Origin of the sequence: Pseudahrensia aquimaris, from assembly GCF_042676045.1 — a bacterium.
GTDB lineage: Bacteria > Pseudomonadota > Alphaproteobacteria > Rhizobiales > Rhizobiaceae > Pseudahrensia > Pseudahrensia aquimaris.
In genome coordinates this window covers 335,093-358,549 of sequence record NZ_JBHTJV010000003.1, presented here as the reverse complement: position 1 = coordinate 358,549, position 23,457 = coordinate 335,093, and the positions used below count along the sequence as shown (strand labels likewise).

The 23,457-nt window shown below is 55.5% G+C and carries 10 protein-coding genes and 1 pseudogene; 7 read left to right on the top strand and 4 right to left on the bottom strand.

Going from position 1 to position 23,457, the window contains the following annotated elements; translation table 11 throughout:
• Positions 1–639: 639 nt before the first annotated feature.
• Together ACFQ14_RS05195 and ACFQ14_RS05190 are read right to left on the bottom strand one after the other, a co-directional pair.
• Positions 640–3,831: a beta strand repeat-containing protein gene (locus tag ACFQ14_RS05195; RefSeq protein ID WP_377211642.1), complete on the bottom strand. Its 3,192-nt coding sequence runs from the start codon at positions 3,829–3,831 to the stop codon at positions 640–642.
• A 220-nt stretch (positions 3,832–4,051) separates the two neighbouring features.
• Positions 4,052–4,704 (bottom strand): annotated as a pseudogene (locus ACFQ14_RS05190) (IS3 family transposase); the annotation flags it as partial.
• 621 nt (positions 4,705–5,325) lie between these two features.
• Here ACFQ14_RS05190 and ACFQ14_RS05185 point away from each other — a divergent pair.
• Complete coding sequence (locus ACFQ14_RS05185; RefSeq protein ID WP_377211641.1) at positions 5,326–8,184, top strand: hypothetical protein; 2,859 nt, start codon at positions 5,326–5,328, stop codon at positions 8,182–8,184.
• Positions 8,185–8,254: 70 nt separating this feature from the next.
• Positions 8,255–11,161, top strand: coding sequence for a beta strand repeat-containing protein (locus ACFQ14_RS05180; RefSeq protein ID WP_377211640.1), 2,907 nt, complete (start codon positions 8,255–8,257; stop codon positions 11,159–11,161).
• 363 nt (positions 11,162–11,524) lie between these two features.
• On the opposite strand, the gene ACFQ14_RS05175 is transcribed toward ACFQ14_RS05180, so the two are convergent.
• Positions 11,525–13,636 carry a beta strand repeat-containing protein gene (locus tag ACFQ14_RS05175; RefSeq protein WP_377211639.1) on the bottom strand — a complete coding sequence of 704 codons (2,112 nt, stop codon included), beginning with the start codon at positions 13,634–13,636 and terminating at the stop codon, positions 11,525–11,527.
• A gap of 173 nt (positions 13,637–13,809) precedes the next feature.
• Complete coding sequence (locus ACFQ14_RS05170) at positions 13,810–14,502, bottom strand: EF-hand domain-containing protein (protein ID WP_377211638.1); 693 nt, start codon at positions 14,500–14,502, stop codon at positions 13,810–13,812.
• 49 nt (positions 14,503–14,551) lie between these two features.
• Here ACFQ14_RS05170 and ACFQ14_RS05165 point away from each other — a divergent pair, with 49 nt between their 5' ends.
• The 5 genes from ACFQ14_RS05165 to ACFQ14_RS05145 all read left to right on the top strand — a co-directional run bounded on the left by ACFQ14_RS05165 (position 14,552) and on the right by ACFQ14_RS05145 (position 23,381).
• Positions 14,552–15,271, top strand: a complete 720-nt coding sequence (locus ACFQ14_RS05165) for a response regulator (RefSeq protein ID WP_377212075.1) — start codon at positions 14,552–14,554, stop codon at positions 15,269–15,271.
• A complete protein-coding gene (locus ACFQ14_RS05160; protein WP_377211637.1) occupies positions 15,268–16,593 on the top strand; it encodes an ATP-binding protein in 1,326 nt (441 codons plus the stop codon). The genes ACFQ14_RS05165 and ACFQ14_RS05160 overlap by 4 nt, the downstream gene beginning before the upstream one ends.
• A gap of 516 nt (positions 16,594–17,109) precedes the next feature.
• Positions 17,110–18,192: a porin gene (locus tag ACFQ14_RS05155; protein ID WP_377211636.1), complete on the top strand. Its 1,083-nt coding sequence runs from the start codon at positions 17,110–17,112 to the stop codon at positions 18,190–18,192.
• Between the two features lie 633 nt (positions 18,193–18,825).
• Positions 18,826–22,140 carry an OmpA family protein gene (locus ACFQ14_RS05150; protein WP_377211635.1) on the top strand — a complete coding sequence of 1,105 codons (3,315 nt, stop codon included), beginning with the start codon at positions 18,826–18,828 and terminating at the stop codon, positions 22,138–22,140.
• A 218-nt stretch (positions 22,141–22,358) separates the two neighbouring features.
• Positions 22,359–23,381 carry a hypothetical protein gene (locus ACFQ14_RS05145; protein WP_377211634.1) on the top strand — a complete coding sequence of 341 codons (1,023 nt, stop codon included), beginning with the start codon at positions 22,359–22,361 and terminating at the stop codon, positions 23,379–23,381.
• Positions 23,382–23,457 lie beyond the last annotated feature (76 nt).

Genomic DNA, 23,457 nt, shown 5'->3' with positions numbered 1-23,457 from the left:
GGGGAAAAGTGACGATAACGTTTATTCCATATTGTGCTGATCGCTACATGCTTGCGGTGACCGTTATGCGCCCCAAGTAGGGCAATGATTTGCCTGGCTCGCATCCGAATAAAACAGTTTCACCACAGGCTCCACGTTTGGTCTCTCCGGCGGTCGGGCAACGTATTAGAGCCAGATCTGAATTATTGCGATTGGTTTTCGGTGCCGACGACATCGCAACTTACAAGCCATGCATGGCATTGATTGGCACTTTCCATGCTGCACTGCTCTCCACGAGGAAGAGTTGCCGCCCAGTTCAATATTCTCTGACTTCTTGACCGCTCTATATGAAGCCTTAATCCGCTTTTCATCACTCCAAATCAGACATAAAAAAATGGCTCATCCAAATTTCATTTCAGCGCTGCAGCCGATGCTTCGCCGCTGGTGGAGTGTTAGGGGAACCGAAACAACGCCCGGCGGCTCAGCGCATTCTGGAACAAGCCGCTAACAAGCGACGGCTCGCAGGAGGCGCCATTACTTCGACCAAGAATATCCGTCGAGGTGTCCAGAAGCTAGGAATTGCTGAAGTCTGTACGCAATAACATTTCTGGCGAACCAGAGAGATGTTTCAGATTACCCGCTTCAGCCCACTTAAGCGGATCAGTAGAAAAGGAAATCTGACGTATCAATGGTGACATTTGATCCGCCTGCTCCTTCGATGTCGATGAAGTTTGATGTGTCCGAATTAAGGGTCAGACGGACGCTGGAGGTTCCATTACCTGTGACTGTGAAGTCGGCAAGAGACGACGCGACTCCGTTGGACGGGCTGTTACCGCCCCAGATCTTGAAATAATCGAGCCCATCCTCAAAGTCCGTGATTGTATCCTGGCCAAAGGCAGCTTTGACGTAGAGGAATTGGTCCCGGTCAGCACCACCTGTCATGGTATCATTGCCCGTATCGCCTTGGAGTGTATCTCGCGCTCCCATACCGGACAAAACATCGTCGTCAGCACCGCCACCAAGGAAATCTACGGTGTTGCCGCCGGTGAGAATGTCATCCCCGCCGAAACCACTGAATTTGGCCCGGGCCAGCCCGGTTGTCATCGTATCGCTCATTGATGCGGAGCCGAAAAACTTCTCCACTGAAGAGAAAATATCACCAGCTGCATCGCCGCCGTGATTGCCATTCACCAAATCAATCGTGATGCCGTTGGCTGAAGTACGGGCGTCGAATGTGTCCTCGCCATTGCCACCGGAATAGGTGTCGTTGCCACCTGCATCCAAAATGAATTTGTCGAGACCGGCATTACCGTCAAACCGGTTGTTTCCGGCGTTACCGAAAATAGTGTGATTACCCCCGTCGAGGAAGGTAGCGCGTTCAACATTGTCGTCCATCGTATAGGCAGCAAGTCCCGACACGTAGACACGGTCATTGCCTCCGCCGATCAATTCAACAATCGCATCGCCAGTGTCATCGATGTAAAATTGGTCGTTGCCCGCACCGCCGATCATTGTGTCAGCACCAGAACCGCCATCCAGAATGTCGTTTTGAGTACCTCCATCAAGCGTGTCATCGCCATTTGCACCAAAAAGCGTATCGGACCCTCCGCCTCCTGAGAGGAAGCCGTTGTTGGCACCAATCAGAAGCATATCATCACCCAGAACCGAGCCTACCAGTTCATCGACGTTGACTGCGTAAATCTCGCTGAAGCCTCCGCCATCGCCAGACACGACGCCGGTGTCGGTATTGAAGTCCAGCATCAAACTGGCCGTGGCACCGGAATAATCAAGCGTTGCGACACCGCTCCCGTCGCCGTTGTTGAGTGCCTCGAAGCCTAAATTGTATCCAGATCCCAACGAGGTCTGCACCACATAGGAAAAATCAGCATCCTGACCAGCCACGCTGAAATCCGTAGCCAGATCAGTGGAAACCGAAGCTGTGGTGACGTCCAACGCAAGCAGTGAATAAGCATCTCCAGCTTCAAATTCAAAGCCACTCGGCGCATTCAGGATCATGGAGACGTCGGCACCGATATCTGCGCTCATGCCCGTCTGCATCAATCTGCCTGCCGACAAGCCGTCCGCTGAAACCTCGAAATTGATTACCATATCTGATTCCAATTCGAGGTTACCCTGCAGGTCAGTGTCACCGGCTGCCTGAAGATTCCAAGTTGCGTTATCAGCCGATCCAAGATCGGCAACATTGAGGACTGCATTGCTGGTGTTCAGCGTGCCCCCGGTGCCAATTCCCAGCAAACCTGTTGTAAGCGATCCGCCTTCCTCCACAGTTATGGCACCTGTGCCGTTTTGCCCAAGGTTCGGGTCTCCACCAACGATGACAACATCAGTGGAACTGAGTGCTGATCCTGCACCGCTGATTATCAGGTCAGCCGAGGCGGCAGCAGCATCAGCGCCAATCCTGACAGCGGCAATCGAACCCGGACTCGTTGGATCGGATGTTATGCTGACGGTCGACCCGCCCAGAATAGAAACAGAACCATTGGTGTCGACGCTGGTTTCCGTGACAGTCCCAGTCTCGTCCACATTCGTGCCGATGAGGAGGAATGCGTAACCGCCGTCGATTGTCAGATTGGTACCGTTGGTCAGTATGAGATCGCCATTGCTGTTGTCGCTGCGCCCTACGCGGATGCCGGTGGTGGTGTTCTGCCCTCCCGAAATGTCGATAGTTGCATTGTTGAAAGTTGCAGTGCCTGTGGCACCGGCCCTTCCGATGTTTATGGTCGCGTAGTCACCGGTCAGTGCCGACATGGTGAGAGTGCTGTCGATGATCGACAAATCGCCTGATGCTTCGCCCAGTCGGCCCACTCCAAGATAAGCGCCCTCCGGCATCGCTGCGGCATCGGATGTGATGGTTACCGATGACCCGTTGATCGCGGAAAAGCTGCCTGAAGCGTCATTTCCGTTACGCCCCATATTGAAACCTGCATAGCCGTCTCGCGAATACAGGGTGAGCGAGGAGTTATCGAGATTAACCGCAGCGGTGCTTACCGGGACCATGGTTGATCCAGGTGTTGCCTGGCCAATGTTCATGAAAGCGCCAAGCTTGCCGTTCAGTTCAAAAGCAGTAGACGTCAGATTGACGATCCCACTAGACTCTTGGACTCCAACGAAAAGTCCCGCGAAACTCTCGGCGTCGGCGGTGAAAGTGGAGGATGTTAAGGACAGCATCCCATCACCACCGACATTGCCGACGAAAGCATTCGCGTAACTTGAAGAAGTCATGGCGATGGAGCTTTCATCGACAGTCATTGCGCCGATCGAGTTGAAGTCCCCCACCGTCATAACAGCACCGTCATTTCCGCTGCCCAAAGCGTTGATGGAGATCGACGACGAGTTGCTGATCGTCCCTGTGCCATTCGCGTTGTCAAAGCCAAACGAAAGTCGTGCCGCTGCCCCTTCGATGCTTAAGCTGGAAGCATCCATATTGAGCATGCCATCACCACCCGTTACACCGAAATTCGCGCTCGAAACCTGTCCGGCCAAAGGCACGGTTCCATTGAGGCTAACACTGGCAGCTGCTCCAGCAGTAAGATCAAACGTGCCTATCGAGTTAGAGCCGAAACCGAATGTGGCATAACTGCTGGATCCGAAATTTGCGCCATTGCTCAGCAGGTTGATTGAGGAACCGAGACCATCAACTGCTACCAAACCCTCATTGCCGTCTGCCCCAACAAGAAGCCGGGGATTGGTCGAGATATTCGACGCGGTTGCGTTGAATATACTTCCAGCATCTATTTCAAGTTCGCCATACCCCAGCCCGACTCCTGTTCCGATAAGATAGTCCCCCAGAACAGTATCGAAGCTGGTATTGCCAAAAGTTGAAATCGCCATACTTGGTCCCGCCGTCAAATCGCACGAATCTACGCGCTGAATAAAAACAAAACACTACCGTTAGAGTAATCCGAGAGCAACACGCTACAAGTCTTGTTGAATATCCTGTTTGTTAGTTCCAGACTTTTGTGCAGAAGAACGGAAAATTGATGATTATCGGTGGAGTGGCGACGCAACCGAGCACCACCGAATTTCCGCTTCAACGAGCGAAAAATTGCGCGTCTGCAAATCCGCGACTGGCCATTTCACGGCTGCGGTAGGTTTGTCGCTTGATCCGCTCGCGTTTGAGCAGGTTTAAGAAACTCTCTGCTACGGCATTGTCGTGGCAATTACCGCGTCGGATCATCGAATGCTCCAGATTGTGCTGACGCAGGAACGCTGCCCATTCGATACTGGTGAACTGCGAGCCTTCGTCTAAGTGGCGCCCAGTACCTGCTGCATTGGTTTGCGCCGCCACTCGGCCATCAGCAGCGCTTGCAGAACCACATCCGCTATCTGCCTGCTTTGAAGCGACCAACCAATGACGCGACGCGAGAACAGGTCGATGACGACAGCGAGATAGGCAATGACTTCATGGGTTTTGATATAGGTAATATCCCTCACCCAAGCCGTGTCCGGCGCTTTGGCATCGAAGCGCCGATCAAGCGTATTATCGACGATGACGGACGGCCTGCCGCCGTATGTTCCCGGTCGACTTTTGTAACCAATCTGCGCCTTGATCCCTGAAAGATTGGCCAATCGAGCCACCCGGTTTGGGCAGCAAGTCTCGCCCTGATCGAGCAAATCATCGTGCAGCTAGCGATAGCCGTAGACTTTGCCGCTGTCCTGCCACGCACAACTTAGCAAATCGGTTTGACGCTTGTCTTCGCGCGACCCCCTGATGGAAATTGAAGTGATATGAAATTGGATGCTTGATTTGCCGAAAATCGCTGAAAACAAGTGGGTAAGAGGTGCCAAATTCGAGTCACCACAACCCAAAAAAAGCCGGCTTACCTGCCATCTTTCGAGTGCTGCTGCGACACTTCATGAAGGGTAGGGCGTCATTCAGGTATGACACAAAAACAGCCTAATAAGTCGTAGAGACAGCATGCAGCTGCACAGTACTGAATGGTGAAGAACGACCTGAGAGCAATAAACTAGCTTTTTAGATGCGGGATGCCTCATTCGATCTCAATCCCATCCGCGATCATGCTTTTTTGACCAAGCGCAGTTCCAGCGTCTGCATTGCCACTATCTCCCTCAGATCGCGGGCTTCATGGCGCAGGCTCTGCACGTAATGGGTTCTGGTCGATAAATCAGGCAGTAATACTTCTGTCGCGTAACGCAAGGGTAGCAATAGTGCTGAGGTGATGCATCAGAGTGAGATATTGCAGTCTGACGGAGAATTGGTAAGCTTTGCCTTTTCTGGCGAGCGCCCGTGGCCTTGTTCTTTCAGGATGAAGGCTTGCGTTTCACTGGGTTGTTGAGCCGCGCCTTTTGTATCGGAGTTGCCCCATGCCCTTCACCGTCGACACACCCAAGACCATCGCAGCGCCTTCGGGCTTCCGGGTTGATATGGGGATCGAAACGCCGTTCGCGGAACTGGCAACCATCTTCATCGATAGCCTGCCGGATGTGGGTTACGTGACCTATCCCGACGGCACGCTGGTGCAGCAGGGAGATTTTCTCACCGCTGCGCAATTGCGGTCGCTGGTCTATGAATCCGCCGGACGCGAAGCGCCTGCGGGCACGAGCACGTTCACCTATACCGTGGTCATCGCAACGGACATCGTGACGACATCGATGAACGTGGCGACGGTGGCGCGTGAAACGTCTCTGATCTTTGCAGCTAGAGACGGCAGCGACGGAGAGGAACTCTGGAGGCTCGACAGCAATGGCATGATCGAGCAACTGGCGGACATCTCGCCCGGTTTAGGTTTTTCGGAACCCCGAGAGCTGACGGAGTTCGGCAACGCACTCTATTTCAGAGCAAATGACGGCGCGAGCGGACAGGAATTGTGGCGACTGACGAACGACGGAACCGTTGAACAGGTGGCTGATCTTTACCCAGGCCCCTTCAGCTCCCTTGCCACCGCACTGACACCGTTCGGCAATTCGCTTTATTTTACCGCTTTAGACGATACCACGGGTGCCGAGCTTTGGCGCGTAACCGAAACAGGCACCGTCGAACAGGTGGCAGACATCAACCCGGGCTCGGAGGGTTCGCTTCCATTTCACTTCACCGAATTCAACGACGCCCTTTACTTTGCGGCCGACGATGATGGCAGCAACGAGGAAGTCTGGCGCGTCACGGCTTCTGGCACTGTCGAGCAGGTAACGGAGTTCAACCCGTTCGGTGGCGGCGCAAACCCGGATGGGTTCACCGAGTTTGATGGAGCGCTCTATTTCGCCGCCGACAATTTCCTCACCGGCAGGGAATTGTGGCGCATCACCGCCACGGGCGCGGTCGAGATCGTGGCCAATATCAATCCGGGGGTGCCCAGCTCGAGCCCCCAGGACCTGGTTGAGTTTAACGGGGCGCTCTATTTCAACGCAGATGGTGGCACGGACGGCAGAGAGCTCTGGCGTCTCAACAGCAATGGCACGGTCGAGCAAGTGGCCGATATCCGAAGCGGGTCGAGCAGTTCGGACCCGTTCGGTTTTACGGAGTTCAACGGAGCGCTTTACTTCGCCGCCAATGATGGCATCAGCGGTAACGAACTGTGGCGCGTCACCAGCACGGGATCCGTAGAGCAGGTGGCTGATATCAGGCCGGGATCTAGCAATTCGAGCCCCTTCGGCTTCACCGAGTTTTCCGGAGCTTTGTATTTCTCTGCGGCGACGACGGAGGGGTTCTTTCTGCACAAGGTCAACAGCAGCGGGGCTGTCGAACAGGTCACGTTCTCCACGACCGTGAACACCAACAAATTCACGGAATATAACGGTGCGCTGTATTTCGACGCAGAAGTAGGAGGCGACAGAGAGCTTTACCGGGTCGACAGCGACGGGAACGTCGACCTGGTCGCGGACATAAACCCATTCAGCAGTTCCAGCCCCTCCCAGTTCACCGAATTCGCCCTCTTCGGCGTGCCGGATGGCACGGCAGGAGATGACGTGCTGATCGGCACCCATCGAGACGAGATATTCTCCGGCGGCGCGGGCGCGGACATCATGGACGGTGGCGGCGGCAGCGACACGGCGACCTACATCGCCTCGGCTGCGGGGGTCACCGTCAACCTGATCACAGGAACCGGCACCGGCGGTGATGCGGAAGGCGACATGCTGACCGGCATCGAGAACCTCATCGGCTCAACCTCCGATGACACGTTCACCGCCAACGATCAGCCCAACCGCCTCGACGGGCGGGCGGGCAGCGACACGGTTTCTTACGAAAATTCCTCGGCGGGCGTGACCGTCGATCTCACCACAGGGGCCGCAAGCGGCGGCGACGCGGAGGGCGACACGCTTTTGCGTATAGAGAACCTCATTGGCTCCGCCCACAACGACAGCCTCACGGGCAATGTCGCCGACAATACGCTAACAGGCGGCGCGGGCAATGACAGCTATTACATCACCGACCCCGGCGACACGGTGATCGAAAATGTGGGCGAAGGTTATGATCGCGTCTATGCCGACGGTATTTCCACCTACACGCTTGGCGCGAATGTTGAACGGCTCACCTTCCAGGACAGCGGCAACCACACCGCCACGGGCAACGAACTCGCCAACCGCTTTGACGGCAATGCGGGCAATGACACCTTCATTCTTGATGCGGGCGGGTCGGACATTTTCTCCGGCGGCCAGGGGCAGGACACGTTCGACGCGCGCGCAGGTTTGCTCGGCATAGATATCGATCTTGTCACCGGCAGTCATGGTGGAGATGCAGCGGGCGATACGTTCTCATCGATGGAAGTCTACTGGGGCTCCAATTCCGCTGCCGATGTCATGGTTACGGGTGCGGCTCGCGCCAAGTTCTACGGCTTCGGCGGCAATGATAACCTGACCGGCGGGGCGACCATAGACTATCTCGACGGTGGCACGGGCAACGACACGCTCAACGGCATGGGCGCCGACGATGGATTACGCGGCTTCACCGGCGATGATACGCTGACAGGCGGCGCCGGGCGGGACTATTTCCAGTATGTCTTCGCCGGGTTCGACCACGATACGATCACGGACTATGAGGACGGTCTGGATTACCTGCGGGTCTTCTCGGCTGTGGCCGATGAGGTCTCTGATTTCACAATTGCAGGCAACGGCACTTCATCGGTAACGCTCGCACTCAACGATGGCACTGGCGACAACACCATCACCCTCAACAGCGGCAATGGCTCGAACATCACCATCGATGCAGGAGATTTCCTGTTTTATTGACAGCTTTGTGACAAATAGCACGGAAAGCCGGAAGTTTCTGCCGTCACCAGGCACAAAATGCGAGGTTTTGATGGCAACAATAACAACCTTTGCCGGATCGGTCCTGACCCGCACGAGCGTGGATGGCGGTCAATCGACCGCGCGCGACTTGATACTCGTTGAAAGCGCTACGTCCTACGTTTGGGTAACGGGCTCGAATGATCGGGTGACGCTCACCGGTACATTTACCTATCCCGGAGGTCTCGGAACCGACCCCGAAGGCGATGTGACCCAGATCGAATGGGACACGGATAATGACGGTAACACCGACCTCATCATCGACTTCGGCACAAGCCCCTTGCCCGTCGGTGAGTTTTTGTCTGGCAATGCATCCTTCTGGGTAAATGCTCTTTCGCAAGCCGATACAGGAACAATCAGCGGAGCTATCGAAAATTTCGGCATTGATATTGATTACTCCGTTTTCGGTCTGGATGGAACGCTGGCTTTTCCCGCCGCCACCGACACTGTAACGATCACTAGCACCGGCTTCGTCGCCGGGGACTCCGCCCGGGGTAGCCCAGGAAGTGTTACAGGAACTGTACCCACAAGTGCATTTGACAATCTGACCTTTGATCGCGGGCAGACCGGACTGTCTGTAATCATTGGCGACCATGGTTATTTCTCTCCCGCGAATTATTTGGCGGCTACCGAAGGTGATCAGATCACGGACATTTCTACCGTGGCAGGCGAAACATGGCTCATCGGAGATGTCCATATGCTTCGATTTGAGGTTGAGGTTCAGACAGGAGACGACACGATCACTGGTGGCAGCCAGTCGGCAACAATTATCGGCGATGTCTACAAGATGGGTGGGGCCGATGTGGCCGACGGCGAAGTCATCGTCACCGCCGGTGCTGATGTGCTGGTCGGCGGCACGGCTGACGATTTGATCATCGGAGACGTTTATGAGGTTTCAGAAGGATCTGCCGACAATCAGTTGAACGCAGGCGATGACGTCGTAGATGGCGGCCTCGGGAACGATACGATCCACGGCGACTATTTCCAAAACACGCTCGGCGCTCTTGTCATTGGAGGTGATGACGAGATCGATGGCGGGGAAGGCGACGACATCATTCATGGCCAAACTGGCGACGACACGCTGAACGGCGGAGGCGACGATGACGTTTTGTCCGGCGGAACCGGCAACGACACGATAGACGGCGACAGCGGAAACGACACCGTCACTTACGAGACAAGTGTCGGCGCGGTGACGGTATTGCTCGGCCTCGCGGGAGCCGATGGCATCGCGACCGGGGAAGGAACGGACACGCTGCGTGAACTCGAAAACGTCATCGGTTCGGCATTTGACGACACAATCACGGGCAACGAAGAAGACAATGTCATTGCGGGAGGTGACGGAAACGATGTTCTGGATGGCGGAGACGGAGACGATACCGCCGACTATAGCGGTGCGTCCGCCGGGGTGGTCGTTGATCTCGAAATTACAACGCAACAGATGACCGGCGGCGGCGGCAACGACACGCTCTTGAATTTCGAGAACGTCACTGGCTCAGACTTTGCCGATGTGGTTTTCGGAACCGAAGGTCAAAACACACTGATCGGTGGCAAGGGAAATGACACGCTAAGCGGCGGGGACGGAGCCGACAATATCTTCGGCGGCATTGGCAATGATACAATACGCGGTGGCGAAGGCTTCGACGATCTTGATGGTGGTGGCGGTATTGACACCGTCGACTACTCGCAATCTGCCGGGCGCGTAGTCATCAAGCTTAATGTTTTAGCCAGCGGAGGTGATGCTTCGGGAGATCGGCTCAGCGGCTTCGAGAACGTGATTGGCTCGGAAAATGATGTCGACCTCATCCAAGGAACTGAAGGCGACAATCTTCTCGATGGACGGGGTGGTGTGAACGATTATGTTCAATATTTGAACGCAACTTCTGGCGTTACGGTCGATCTGTCTCAACAATCCGGTACTGCGCAAGACACGATTGGAGCCGGAATGGATATTCTTCTGGGCTTTGAAAGCGTGACCGGCTCTGGGTTTGACGATGTTCTGATCGGCAGCGACGAAAACAATAACCTATTCGGCTCGGGCGGCGACGATGACATCGATGGTGGAGCCGGAGCCGACACCATGATCGGCGGCCTTGGTAATGACGAGTACTGGATTGAGGATGCAGGCGACAGCGTCACGGAACTTGCGGGCGAAGGCTATGATCGGGTCTATGTGGATGGGCTTGCGAGCTACACACTGGGCAACAATGTCGAGCGTCTGACCTTCCTTGATACGGGCAACCACACTGCCACCGGCAATGATCTTGCCAACCGCTTTGACGGCAATGCGGGCAATGACACGTTCATTCTCGATGCTGGTGGCAACGACATCTTCTCAGGCGGTCAGGGGCAGGACACGTTCGACGCGCGCGCCGGTTCGCTGGGGATCGACATTGATCTCGTTTCCGGCACCCATGGTGGTGATGCCGCTGGTGATCTGTTTGCCTCGATGGAAGTCTTTTGGGGCTCCAACAACGCCGCCGTTTCCGACACAATGGTCACGGGCGCAGCGCGGGCCAAGTTCTACGGCTTTGCAGGCGATGATGACCTGACCGGAGGGGCTACCGTCGATTACCTTGATGGCGGACTGGGGAATGATACGCTCAACGGCACGGGAGCCCGCGACGGACTGCGCGGGTTCGTCGGAGATGATATTCTGACCGGCGGCGCGGACCGCGATTACTTCCAATACGTCTTTGCCGAATTCGACCACGATACGATTACCGACTACGAGGATGGCCTCGACTACCTGCGCGTCTTCTCCGACGTTGCCAACGCCGTGACCGACTTCACCATCACCGGCAACGGCACATCATCTGTGTTGTTAACGTTGAACGATGGGACAGGCGATAACACCATCACCCTCAACAGCGATGGTGGCTCGAACATCACAATCGATGCGAGCGACTTTTTGTTCTATTAGCCGGATTGAACGCCGAGCATACTTGCGTGGCTGTTGACGCCTTCGTGAGATAGCCCTTCGGTTCCATCCAACTGTGTAGTTGCGTGATGCGGACAAACTCAAAATGTGAAGTAATCCGCCGATAAGCCAGCTGCCTTTGGCCGACTTTGTCAACGAGTGTTGCTCAATTCCGTTCTCTTGCTCAATAGCCTGCGCAAAGATGCACCAGCTCTCAGCCAGATGACCAAATTGGCATCTGGTGAAGTTAGGTGAAACCCTGCGTTGACGGACGTTGTCTCCGCCAGACTATCCGAACCGGCTGCATTGAAGCGCATTAACTGAAATGTGCAATCAAAAACGTGGTCACTGAACGGCTGCTGGCTTTCAGTAAAATAGAAAATCACCAGAATCGATGATGATATTCGAGCCATCATCGCTGTTGAGCGTGATGGTGTTTTCACCTGTGCCATCGTTCAGCGTCAGCAACACGGAGGACGTTCCATTGCCAGCGATGGTGAAATCGGAGATTTCGTCGGCTACGTTTGAGAAAATCCTTAGATAGTCCAGACCGTCTTGAAAGTCGGTGATCGTATCATGATCGAACCCGGCAACGACGTATTGGAAATAGTCACGATCGGACCCGCCTGTCAGCGTGTCGTCGCCCGTGAAGCCGCGCAGTCCATCGCGGGCGCCCATACCATTGAGCACATCATTGCCAACGCCGCCGTCAAGATAATCAACCGTCGCGCCGCCAGTTAGATCGTCGTCTCCTCGAAAGCCGTAAAACTTGGCGCGAGCAAGCTCGGTGATCATCGTATCGCCGACGCCGGCATTGTTAGAGCCCCAGAACACCTCGATGGAGGAAAATCTGTCACCTGCCGCATCGCCACCATGCATTCCTGTGGCTAAATCAATGTTGATACCGTTCGTGCTCAATCGCGCGTCGAATACATCCTGCCCTTGGCCGCCAGAGAATATGTCGGCTCCGCCTTCGTCGAGAATGAAAGTATCTTGCCCTGCATTGCCGGCAAATCTGTTGTTGAGCGCGTTGCCTTTGGCCGAATGGTTGCCACCATCGATAAAGTTGAGGCGCTCTACGTTTGCACCAAGGGTGTAGCTGGCCAGATCGGTAAAGACCTCGTCGTATCCCTCGCCAGCCAGCTCAAGGATCACGTCATCTGAACTGTCGATCCAATAGTCGTCGTTGCCTCCACCGCCAATCAAAGTGTCATCGCCACCGCCACCCACGAGGCCGTTTGCTGCTTCGTTGCCTGTGATCATATCACCGAGCGCCGATCCGGTGACGTCTTCTATTTCGCGCAGAATATCGGTGCCGTTGCCGATGGCAGAGCCGTCCGCGCCTAACATGCCCAAAATCACGGTCACAGCGTTAGCGCTGAGAGAAAAATTGGCGGTATCACGGCCGGTGCCACCGTCGATCGTGTCAGAGCCAGTGCCGCCGAACAAAACATCGTCACCAACCTGACCGTAGATCAGATCGTTGCCAGCCCCGTCATTGATAGTATCACTGCCCTGATTGACCACCGAAGCAGGGTCCAAAACACGGTAGTCGCCATAGATGATGTCATCGCCCGCGCCACCGTCGATTGTATCGCCTCCGGCGTGGAGGATATTTGCGCCAAGTGGATCGACCAGAAGGGTATCAATGTCACCGATTATGGTGTCGGCTTTGGAACTGCCGGTTAGGATATCCGCAGCCGCAAAGACGCTGTTGTTGCGCCCGTCCAGCGTTCGCCCGTCTCCGATGATTGTGACTGCGGTCAATCCACCTGTTATCGTATCAATTCCGGCGTTGATTGTGCCGCCGTCCAGATTTCCCAATGTGAAGTCGAAATCTCCGATCAGCTTGAGATTGAAACTGCTGCTCGATGATGTGTCGGCGATGTTGTCCTCGCCATAAACGGAAGTGTCGGGCGATGCATCTTTGTAGCGTGTGTCACCGACTACCAACAAATCGCCAGTAAGCCCTGTGACCGTTATAAGATCGTCGCCTGTGGGCGCGTTCGACCCTCCGCCGATGATCGCGTCACCAAATATGGCGCCGCTTCCAGATATGGACGCCGTGTCGCTGACCGTTTGACTGGGCGCGCCGAACACACCCCCGTTGCTGTAAAATCCGGACAGAGAAAAAAGCACAAAGCTGCCTGTTAGATCATGCACGTCATCTTGTTGGAACAGCGAGTCGAAAAACACCGGTTGGGGTGAAAAGAGGCCGGAAAAATCGGTCGGGGGAGTCGAATAGTCCGTCGACAAATCTGTCGTGCCGTCGTTGCCGATATCGATGGTTACACTATCCAAAGTGCCAATAGGATTGGTCCCCAAACCACCGGGATAGCTAAAGGTGCCATTTAGCGTGACGATATCGCCTGTCAGTGAACTGTAAGAAAATGTTGTGGCGGTCTGTATCAGCTGAAGGCTGATGCTGTGATCGAACAGCGTAGCGTTGAAACCATTGTTTACTGTAACCTGCGCCAATGGACGTCCCCCGCGGAGGCCGAGATGCAGCCTCAGAAGTGTTCTAGCACTGGTTGGCAGCTTTTCTATCCCGCAAACCGTCAAAGTGGCGAAAAGCGACGTGCCCCCGCAATAAACAAAGCGCCCCACGATTTTCATCGAGGGGCGCAATTTCAGAAATTTGAGGAATCGGCTTAATCGCCGCGTTGATCGCGGTTGCCGCGCTCACCGCCGCGTCCGCGACGGTCTTCACGGTTGATGACGCCATCGCCGTTGCGGTCCATCCGGCGCACCATACGTTCTACAGGCGCATCGCGCTCGGCTTGGGTAACGGAACCATCGCCATCGGCATCAAGGCGTTGGAAGGCGCGAACCATCCGTTGCTTTGTCATATCCATCCAGATCGTCTCAAACTCACCCAGCGAGATATTGCCATCTTTATTGGCATCAGCTGCCGCCACCTGAGCAGCGCGGTAGGTGTCGATTTCTTCTTTGGTGATGTCGCCGTCATTGTTGGCATCAGCCGCTCGCAGCATTTGCATCATACCCCCGCCACGTTTGCCGCCGCGATGATGACGACGGTGGCCACGGTCTTTCTTGCCAGACCATGAGGCGTGTTCAGCACGTGGGCCTTCGTTGTTTGAAGATTGAGCGATGGCTATTGCGCCGGTCGAGCCGATGAGAAGGGCGCCAAGGGTCAGCGCTGCAACAGATGTCTTTGTGATATTGACCATGATAGTCTCCATTTTCAGGTTCGTCAGGATCATTCCTGTGCCACCGATGTAGACGCCCAAAGCCGGAAAAGTTTGTCGCTGCAGGGGCAGTTTGTCGCCAGTTGTCTCAACCGGCCCGCTTGATACAATTTGCGACAAATAAAGCGCAGCCACTGGCTGATTGGCCGTTCGCGAAGCCCGCGAAATCCGCTACGAATGGCCCATGACCATTACCAATGCCCATATTCTGATTGTTGACGACGCTCGCGAGATCCGCGAGCCGCTAAGCCAATATTTGCGCAAACAAGGGTTCCGCACCGAAATGGCGGCCGATGCCGCACAGGCGCGGGAGGCGCTGGGCAATGGCAAGTTTGATCTCGTCGTGCTGGACATCATGATGCCCGGCGAAGACGGATTGAGCTTGTGCCGCTGGATCAACAGCGAAAATGGTCCACCCATCATTCTGCTCACCGCAATGGCCGATGAGACAGACCGCATAGTTGGCTTAGAACTCGGGGCGGATGATTATCTCGTCAAACCGTTCAATCCGCGCGAACTCTTGGCACGCATCCGCGCCGTGTTGCGTCGCGTGCCATCGGCTCCGGCAACGGTCGTTTTGTCTGCTCGCCGCTTCGGCGATTGGGTGCACGATGCTTCGCAAAGCGCGATCTCTCATCATGACGGCACACGACATGAACTCACCACGGCTGAAAACCGCTTGCTGACTGTCTTTCTCGACCGGCCCAACACTGTGCTGTCTCGCGATCAATTGCTTGATTTAACCGCGGGGCGCGAGGCGAAGGCTTATGACAGGGCCATCGACAATCAAATCAGCCGCCTTCGTCGCAAGATAGAGACTGACCCGAAGAAACCGACTTACATACTGACCGAGTGGGGCGGCGGTTATCGTTTTGCCGCCGACGTGCAGGAAGCTCTCGCATGAGCCGCCTGTGGCCCGATAGCCTGGCGGCGCGCTTTACGCTCGTCTTGGCGGCAGCGCTCATCGTCGCCAACGCGGTTGCGTTCTTGGTGCTTGGCTTTGAACGAAACCGCGAACTGCGCGACCTACGCCGAAATTCTCAGATTGAACGTCTGGTCACGCTGGTTCCTGCGCTCAATGCCTTGGCTCCTGATTTGCGCCAGGACGTGGTTCGCGCATCCTCGGCGCGGCGGCTGCGCCTGCGCTTGGCGAACCGGCCGCTGATTGATGCCTCAGGCCCGCAAACCGCCCGCATCGCCAATCTCATCAGCGAAATTGGCGAAACGATTGCCTTGCCGCAGGGCAAGGACATTCTCATGCAGATCCGTGAATTGGGGGGAGAGCGCAACGGGCGGCGGCGCACAGTCGTTGAAATTGCCATCCCGCTTATGGACGGTACTTGGCTCAACGCACGGCAGACAAACGCTTCGCCGCGGCCCTTCTTCTATGTGCAGGGTGTTTGGACCAGCCTGATCTTTTCATTCTTGGGCGTCCTGGCCGTCGGGCTGCTGTTCATCAGACGCCTTACCAAACCACTTCGTGACCTGACGGAGGCCGCCCTTCGGGTTGGTAAAGGCGACCGATCTCAACCGCTGGCGGAGAGTGGCGCTGCGGAATTCAAGAAGACCGCCCACGCATTCAATACGATGCAAGCCAACATTGACCGCTTCAACGCCGAGCGTATGCGAACAGTCGCTGCGGTTGGCCACGATTTGCGCACTCCCATCACCAGCCTTCGCCTTCGCACCGAGATGATCGCTGACGACGATTTGCGCACACCGATGATCAAAACCCTCGATGATATGACAGTCATGGCTGACGAATTGTTGAATTGGGGCAGGGCGGAAGGCGCGGGAGAGCCGTTACAGAACGTCGATCTGACCGAATTGCTCGAAAGTATCTGTGAGCCGACTGACATAAAGTTCGCCCGCGCGCGGCCTATCATAGTGTCGGGGCGCCCCGTTGCGCTTCGCCGCGCATTGACAAATATTATCGATAACGCGTCACGCTACGGCAAGCGCGGCGTGGCGCAGGTCATTGAGACGGGCGGTAAGGCCATAATTTCGGTGGAAGACGAAGGGCCAGGCATCGCGCCAGAACAATTGGCGACGATTTTTGATCCGTTCGTGCGGGGCGAGGCCAGCCGATCAAGGGCAAGCGGAGGGGCCGGACTTGGGCTATCTATCGCCAAGACGATCATCGAATCCCATCTGGGCAGCATCACCATTGCCAACCGCTCAGATGAAAAAGGGGCAGCAGTGACGGTTGAACTGCCCATCGCGTGAAGTGGGACAGGCTTAAAATCGAACCGAAGCCTGCAGGTTTTCAGACCATTGGATGATCTGGCTTGTTGCTGCACGGGCCTGTGCAAAACTAGTGCGGTCATCACATGAAGAATCGCGTGGAATCGGCGCCCAAACACCCTCGCACTGATTCCCTCACTTTGATTGCAAACGAAATCCTATATATATCAACGCTTAAGCGGTGTATTACTGGAGTCATGCCGCGCGGGCAGTATTGTCCATTTGTTCGCTGTTGTTCGGTTTTCCCGCCTCAAACATGCGTTTTGCAAGATCGAATTCACCGTTTGTTAAGCCTAATGAGGCTGTAGAGCGTCGAAAACGTGGCTTTTGTGCAACAGCGGGTTTGTGAAACCCTTGTGCAGGGCACCAAACGGCAAGTTTGGCATTGCCTTCACAGGCGGTGCGAGTAGGTTCCGCTCAGGGATAGGGCGCAAACGTGTCTGACCCATCGGGGCTTCCGCCCTATCTCAACTTGGTTCTTTACTGGAGATCAAACCAATGAAACTCAAAACCCTCCTTCTGGGTTCTGCTGCAGCGCTTATGGCTGTTACCGGCGCACGCGCCGCTGACGCTGTTATTGCTGAGCCAGAGCCAGTAGAATACGTCCGCGTTTGCGACATGTACGGCGCAGGCTTCTACTACATCCCAGGCACCGAAACTTGCCTCAGATTTGACGGCTATGTTCGTGTTGACTTCACGAAAAACACAGATGTTCCCGTTGCTGGAACACCTGCTAGCTTCCGTCTTGACGATGCTACCGGCCTTATCGTCCCCGTGCCAGCAGTTGCAGGTCGTACGACCGACAACTCTCGTTGGGATTACCGCGTTCGCGTGAACATCGATGCTCGCAACGAAACCGATTGGGGTACGCTCCGCTCGCAGGTTCGCCTTCAGGCTGACGGCGACGGTGGTCCAGACGCAGCAGTCGGTATCGACCGCGCTCTGATCAGCCTGTCTGCTGACGGTGGCGAAGTTCGCCTCGGTTATTCCGATGCTTGGAACACAACGTTCCACGGCTATGGCACATACAACGAAAAGTATGATGGTGGTACGTTCTACGCATACGACCAAGCTATCTTCTTTGATTACACATATGCAGCTAACGGTTTCACCGCTACTGCTGGTATTCAGAGCTCGGTTGGCAACGATGCTGATAACGATCACGTCAACATGGACTACTATGCAGGCGTTGGTTACACCGGTTCTTGGGGTGGCGCACGCATTTCGTACCTGCACGAAGACGTGACGGACGAAGGCTACATCAAGGCTTCGGTTGACCTGAACCTCATCGAAAACCTCGCAATCCGCGGCGTCCTTCTTTGGGACGGTGAAGATGGTGCAGACTCGACAGCAGCTGTTGCCGCTGGCGATTACCACTACCTGGTTGGCGCACGTTACACGTTCAGCCCAGAGTGGAGCGCAGACATCAACTACCACGGTTCGGATGACGACTCGGTTGTCCAAGACGAAATCACTGTTGGTGTTCGCTGGAACCCAGTCCCGGGTCTCTCGATCCGCCCGACTGCTGCTTTCCGCGACGACACAAACTCTTACTCACTGCGCGTTTACCGCACTTGGTAATCGTTTAGTCGATAAGACAAAAAAGAGCCCGGCAGGAAACTGCCGGGCTTTTTTTGTGTTCAGATTTCAGAACATTTAGATGGGCTGTTCATTCACCTCGCGCAACACTTGCCCCATGAACGTGAAGCCAGAGACCGCCATTACGATCTGAGTTGGCCCATGCGACATTGAAGCAACCTCAGCAGCTCCGATGATTTTCAACAGAAAAACGAAGAAAAAATTCAAAAAATCATATAGTTCAAGGCTTTACAAGCATTACCTAAGGTAAGTAAACCGCTTGATCTTTGGTGGGCGCTGCGCAAAGATAAGATCTTGTTAACCATTGATTGAATGCCAAGGGATGTGGCGAGATTAGTGTTAGCCGGGTTTGCACAAACCGATGCTTGAGCACCCGCAACATTGACGCCGAAGAGCCTGCGCACATTTCGCGGAAAGGTTCAGGAGGGTACCAAATTGGCGCCGTCTTAAAATGGCCGTTGTTTCCATTTCCCAACCGTTTTTGATCGTTCACAACGCAATTTGCTGTTATGTGCCCCACAGCAGCAACCTGCGCATAATTCCTTTCGCAAGACTGCTGTCTTGTCCCTGCCTTCGCATCCGAAGGCGTAAAATATGAGCTAAGGAGCGTCACTGATGTGTCACTGGAAGAAATGGATTTGGCCCGGACTTTTGACAGTCGGGCTGCTCTCGCTTCTTGCCCTTTATATGAAGGCAGACGTCATTGAAGCCGATTTGAAGGCCAAAGCCACAGCGGCGCTTGCTGGCAGCGGTCTTACATGGGCGGGTGTCGAAATGGATGGTCGCGATGCTACGCTCACGGGTGTTGCTCCAAGCGAAGATGCGCAGGACGCCGCCGAAGTAACCGCGCTCAACGCCTATGATGTGCGCGTCATTGAGAACCAATCCAGCCTTCTCGCCGCTCAAAGCCCTTATACGCTCACAGCAAATCGCGACGGCGATGCGGTCACACTGAGCGGTTTTGTTCCCAACGATGACGTGCGTGAAACCATCGTAAACGCTGCAAAAGAAGCCCTTCCTGGCACCAACGTGACCGACCAAATGACCCTGGCTCGCGGTGCGCCCGAGGGTCTTGCAGCCATGGCCGGCTTCGGAATGGCGCAGCTTAACGGCCTCACCACCGGTGAGATGTCGCTCAGCGACAGCAATCTCAGCGTTAAAGGTGTTGCGAGCAGTTTCGACACGTTCAACGGCGTAAACGCGGCTCTGGATGGTGTTCTTCCCGCCGGAGCAACGCTCGCGATGAAGGAAATCACACCGCCGTCTGTGACGCCTTATACGTGGGGAGCAAATTACAGCGGAACAGGTGTCACACTGTCCGGTTATGTGCCTTCAACAGAAGTGGGCGCCGCCCTTGCTACCAAAGCTGGCGAAACGCTCGGCGTGCCAGTGACCGATGAACAGGTTGTAGCTGGTGGTTCACCAGATACATTTCAGGACGCTGCCGGGTTTGCACTCGATCAGCTCCCACGTTTTACCAACGGAAATGTAGGTCTTAGCAATCTCGACTTAACGGTTGAGGGCGTTGCAAAAGACAGCAACGAATTTTCGTCCGCCAAAGCCGCAGTCGCTGGAGCATTGCCCGCAGGCATGGTCTTGGCGGCAGAGAAAATCGTTCCATCCACAGTGTCTCCCTATACGTGGAATGCTGATTTTGATGGCTCGAAAGTTACTCTGGGTGGCTATGTGCCAGATCAGGCGGTCCGCGACGCTGTCGTTGCGCAAACACGCAGCCAGATGCCTGGCTTCGAAGTTATCGACCAAATGCAGATCGCAGCCGGTGCACCAAGCGATTTCACTGATGCTGCGCGTTTCGGTATCGATCAATTACCACGCTTCCAAAGCGGCGACGTATCGCTTGCTGATACGGCATTGACAGTCAATGGTGTGGCAAAAGACCCGCAAGCATTTGACACCGCTAAAGCCGCGGTCGCAGGAGACTTGCCTGCAGGTCTCGCTCTGGCCTCCGAAGACATTCGCCCCGCCACGATCACCCCGTACACATGGAGTGCCGACTATGATGGCGCGAAGGTGGTCTTGGACGGATATGTTCCAGACGATGCAACGCGCGCCTCCATTGTAGAGGATGCCCGCGCAAAACTGCCCGGGGCGGAAATCGTTGACGACATGGCGATTGCGGCCGGTGCTCCGTCCACATTCCGCGAAGGTACACAATTTGCTCTCGACCAACTGCCACGCTTCACAAGCGGTAACGTCGCCTTGAGCGACACTAACCTAGCGGTTGAGGGCGTCGCACGGGATCCCGAAACCTTCGATGTCGCCAAGGCCGCCGTTGCAGGCGCTTTGCCTTCAAGTTTGATCTTGAACAGCGAGCGCATTGTTCCAAACACGGTCTCTCCATATGAATGGGGAGCGGATTATGATGGCCGCAAAGTAACGCTAAGCGGTTTCGTGCCTGACGAGCGCGCGCGCGCAACCATTGTTGCCGCCACACGCGCCCAATTGCCGAACGCCGAGGTGGTGGACGACATGAAAATCGCCAATGGTGCACCTGAAACGTTCAGTGCGGCTTCCGTTAGTGCGGTATCGTTGCTGCCACGCTTTTCCGAGGGCGATGTTGCATTGTCCGATCTAAACCTCACGGTAAATGGCAAGGCCCGCTCGCCAAGCGATTTCACTGCGGCCGATGGAACGGTGAAAGGAACACTTGATGCCGGCATGAGCCTCGCGGCTGCTAATATTGAACCGGCGCCCGATCTTGGGGACTATGTCTGGTCTGCAGAACGTCGTGGCAGCGCAATCATCCTGGCTGGTAACGCACCATCAATGGAGGCACGCAAGGGTATCGCAGACCGTGCCAAAGCGCTCTATCCAGACGCTACCGTGGTCAACCGTATTGTGCCCCGCGAGGATGCACCTGCTGGCTTTATTGCCAATGCTGATAAAGGGTTGGCTCTGCTGGACCGTTTGAGCACGGGTAAAGCCAGCATTTCGAACCGCCAACTCAGCATTGAGGGGCAGGCTTCCAGCGTCGCAAATTATGAAAATTCGCTCGCTGATATCGCCAACAATCCGGATTACGGATATTCGTGGGACGTTCGTGATATCAAGCCGGTGGCGATTTCACCCTACACGTGGGCGCTCGAAAAAGGTGGCGACACCGCTGTTCAGTCCGGGTTTGTTCCCAATCGCGGCACTGGTAATTCGCTGGTCGCAGCCACCCGTGCCACCCTTGGCAAAGATGTTGACGATAGGCAGCGTGTTGCATTGGGTGAGCCGGAGAATTTCGGCAACGCTGTTGCCGCTGCTATTTCCGCGGTGAACAAACTCGACAACAGCCGCGCGTCCATCACCGATACGAATATGTTTGTGCAGGGCAGGGCGTCTTCCGAAGAAGAGGCTGATCGTTTAGGCGCTGAGATCGAGGGTTCGATCCCGGAAAATTTCAAGCTGCGCAAGCAAATTTCCTATCCGCTTCCTGCAGTCGTTGTTCAAGCGCCAGCACCAGCGCCAGCACCAGTACCAGCGCCGGCACCAGAGCCAGCAGCCCCGGCACCAGCGCCGGCCGCACCGGCGCCAGCCCCGGCGCCCGAGCCAGCGGCACCAGTTTGCCAAATTGACTTCCGCGCTTTGTTTGCAGGCGAGAAAATTCTCTTTGCAACCAACCGTGCGTTAATCAACGAACAGTCCAATGCTCTGTTGGATCGAATTGCGGCAGCTATGAAGTCTTGTCCGGACACGCGCTTTGAAATCGGTGGTCACACAGACAGCCGCGGACGCGATGCCTTCAACCAAGCTCTGTCTGAAGCACGTGCCCAAGCCGTTTTGGATTACCTGACCAATGCTGGTGTAAGCGTCGACAATTTGGCGGCAAAAGGTTTCGGCGAAACATCGCCAGTTGCAAGCAACCGCACCGTCGAAGGCCGCGCAGCAAACCGCCGCATCGAGTTTAATGTGATCGAAGACTAACCATCAGCGCGCGGCGGCAACGCCGCGCGCTTCAGCCATTTGAGCCGCCATACCCGGTGCGCAAGAAAAATCTAAGGAATTCATCCATGTGGTATTTGATCGAGCAATATATCGTCTACCTGATAATCGCCTTCATCATCGGGCTGATCGTCGGCTGGATGACATCTGAAGTTCGCAAATCGAACGCACGCTAAGACGCCACGAGAGGGAAATATCCGATGACCGTATTGATCATTCAAACACTACTTCTAATGGCGATCGCTTTCATTTTGGGCTGTATTCTTGGTTGCCTGCTCCGCAATCTTTTCGGTTCAGCTGAAGCGGAAACCCCCTCTGTCGGCACCGCTGTTGCGGCTGGAACCGGCGCTGCTGTGGCCGCCGGCGCAGCTCGGGTTGCTGCACCAACACCAACACCAACACCAACACCAGCACCAGCACCAACACCATCTGCGCCTCTTGCGCCGACACCTCCGCCTGTGCCGAAGCCGCCCATGCCAACTCCGCCGGTAACCAAACCCGCTGCACCTGCGGCTCCCCTGGTTTCAGCGACACCTACACCAAAGCCAAAGCCAAAGCCAAAGGCTGCTGCCAAGCCAAAAGCCCGCAAGGCTCCTGCCAAGAAATCAGCACCAAAGCCAAGTGCAGCAAACAAAGACAACCTTCGTATGATCAGTGGTATCGGTCCGCAGAACGAAGCGCGTTTGAACAATCTGGGCATTTATCAGTTCGCTCAAATCGCATCGTGGAAGGCAAAAGACGAAGCCCACTATGGCGAAGTCTTGGCGTTTCCCGGACGCATCGAGCGCGAAGAATGGGTGAAACAGGCTAAAGAACTGGCCAAGGGAAAAACAACTGAGTTCGCCTCCCGCGTCGCTGCCGGACAAGTCGGCACGAGCCTTGGCAAAGCAGACGCAGGCTCGGTCGGCAAAGAGCCCAAAGGGCTTTTGAAGAAAGCTCGTGGTGGCAAGCCAGACAATCTGACACTCATTGACGGTGTCGGTAATGCCATCGAGCAAAAGATGTTCAAACTCGGCATCTATCATTTCGACCAGGTCGCTGAGATGAGCGATGCGGAAATCACGTGGCTTGGCAATATGGTCGGTTTCCCCGGCCGTCCCGAGCGTGAGAATTGGCGTGAGGAGTCCAAAGTCCTCGGCGCTGGCGGTACGACAGAGCACGCCAAGCGCGTGGAGCGCGGTCAAATCAAAACCAGTCGCAAATCCACGGATGACGAAAAGTAGGGATTCGGCGCTTTGGTCCTCAAAGCGTTCAAGCCGGAAAACCGAAACCCGCCCAGCGAAAGCTTGGCGGGTTTTC

Excerpts from the sequence above, each read along its gene's own strand:
- ACFQ14_RS05195 (WP_377211642.1), bottom strand. The coding sequence starts at position 3,831 with ATGGCGATTTCAACTTTTGGCAATACCAGCTTCGATACTGTTCTGGGG.
- ACFQ14_RS05185 (WP_377211641.1), top strand. The coding sequence starts at position 5,326 with ATGCCCTTCACCGTCGACACACCCAAGACCATCGCAGCGCCTTCGGGC.
- ACFQ14_RS05180 (WP_377211640.1), top strand. The coding sequence starts at position 8,255 with ATGGCAACAATAACAACCTTTGCCGGATCGGTCCTGACCCGCACGAGC.
- ACFQ14_RS05165 (WP_377212075.1), top strand. The coding sequence starts at position 14,552 with ATGACCATTACCAATGCCCATATTCTGATTGTTGACGACGCTCGCGAG.
- ACFQ14_RS05160 (WP_377211637.1), top strand. The coding sequence starts at position 15,268 with ATGAGCCGCCTGTGGCCCGATAGCCTGGCGGCGCGCTTTACGCTCGTC.
- ACFQ14_RS05155 (WP_377211636.1), top strand. The coding sequence starts at position 17,110 with ATGAAACTCAAAACCCTCCTTCTGGGTTCTGCTGCAGCGCTTATGGCT.
- ACFQ14_RS05150 (WP_377211635.1), top strand. The coding sequence starts at position 18,826 with ATGTGTCACTGGAAGAAATGGATTTGGCCCGGACTTTTGACAGTCGGG.
- ACFQ14_RS05145 (WP_377211634.1), top strand. The coding sequence starts at position 22,359 with ATGACCGTATTGATCATTCAAACACTACTTCTAATGGCGATCGCTTTC.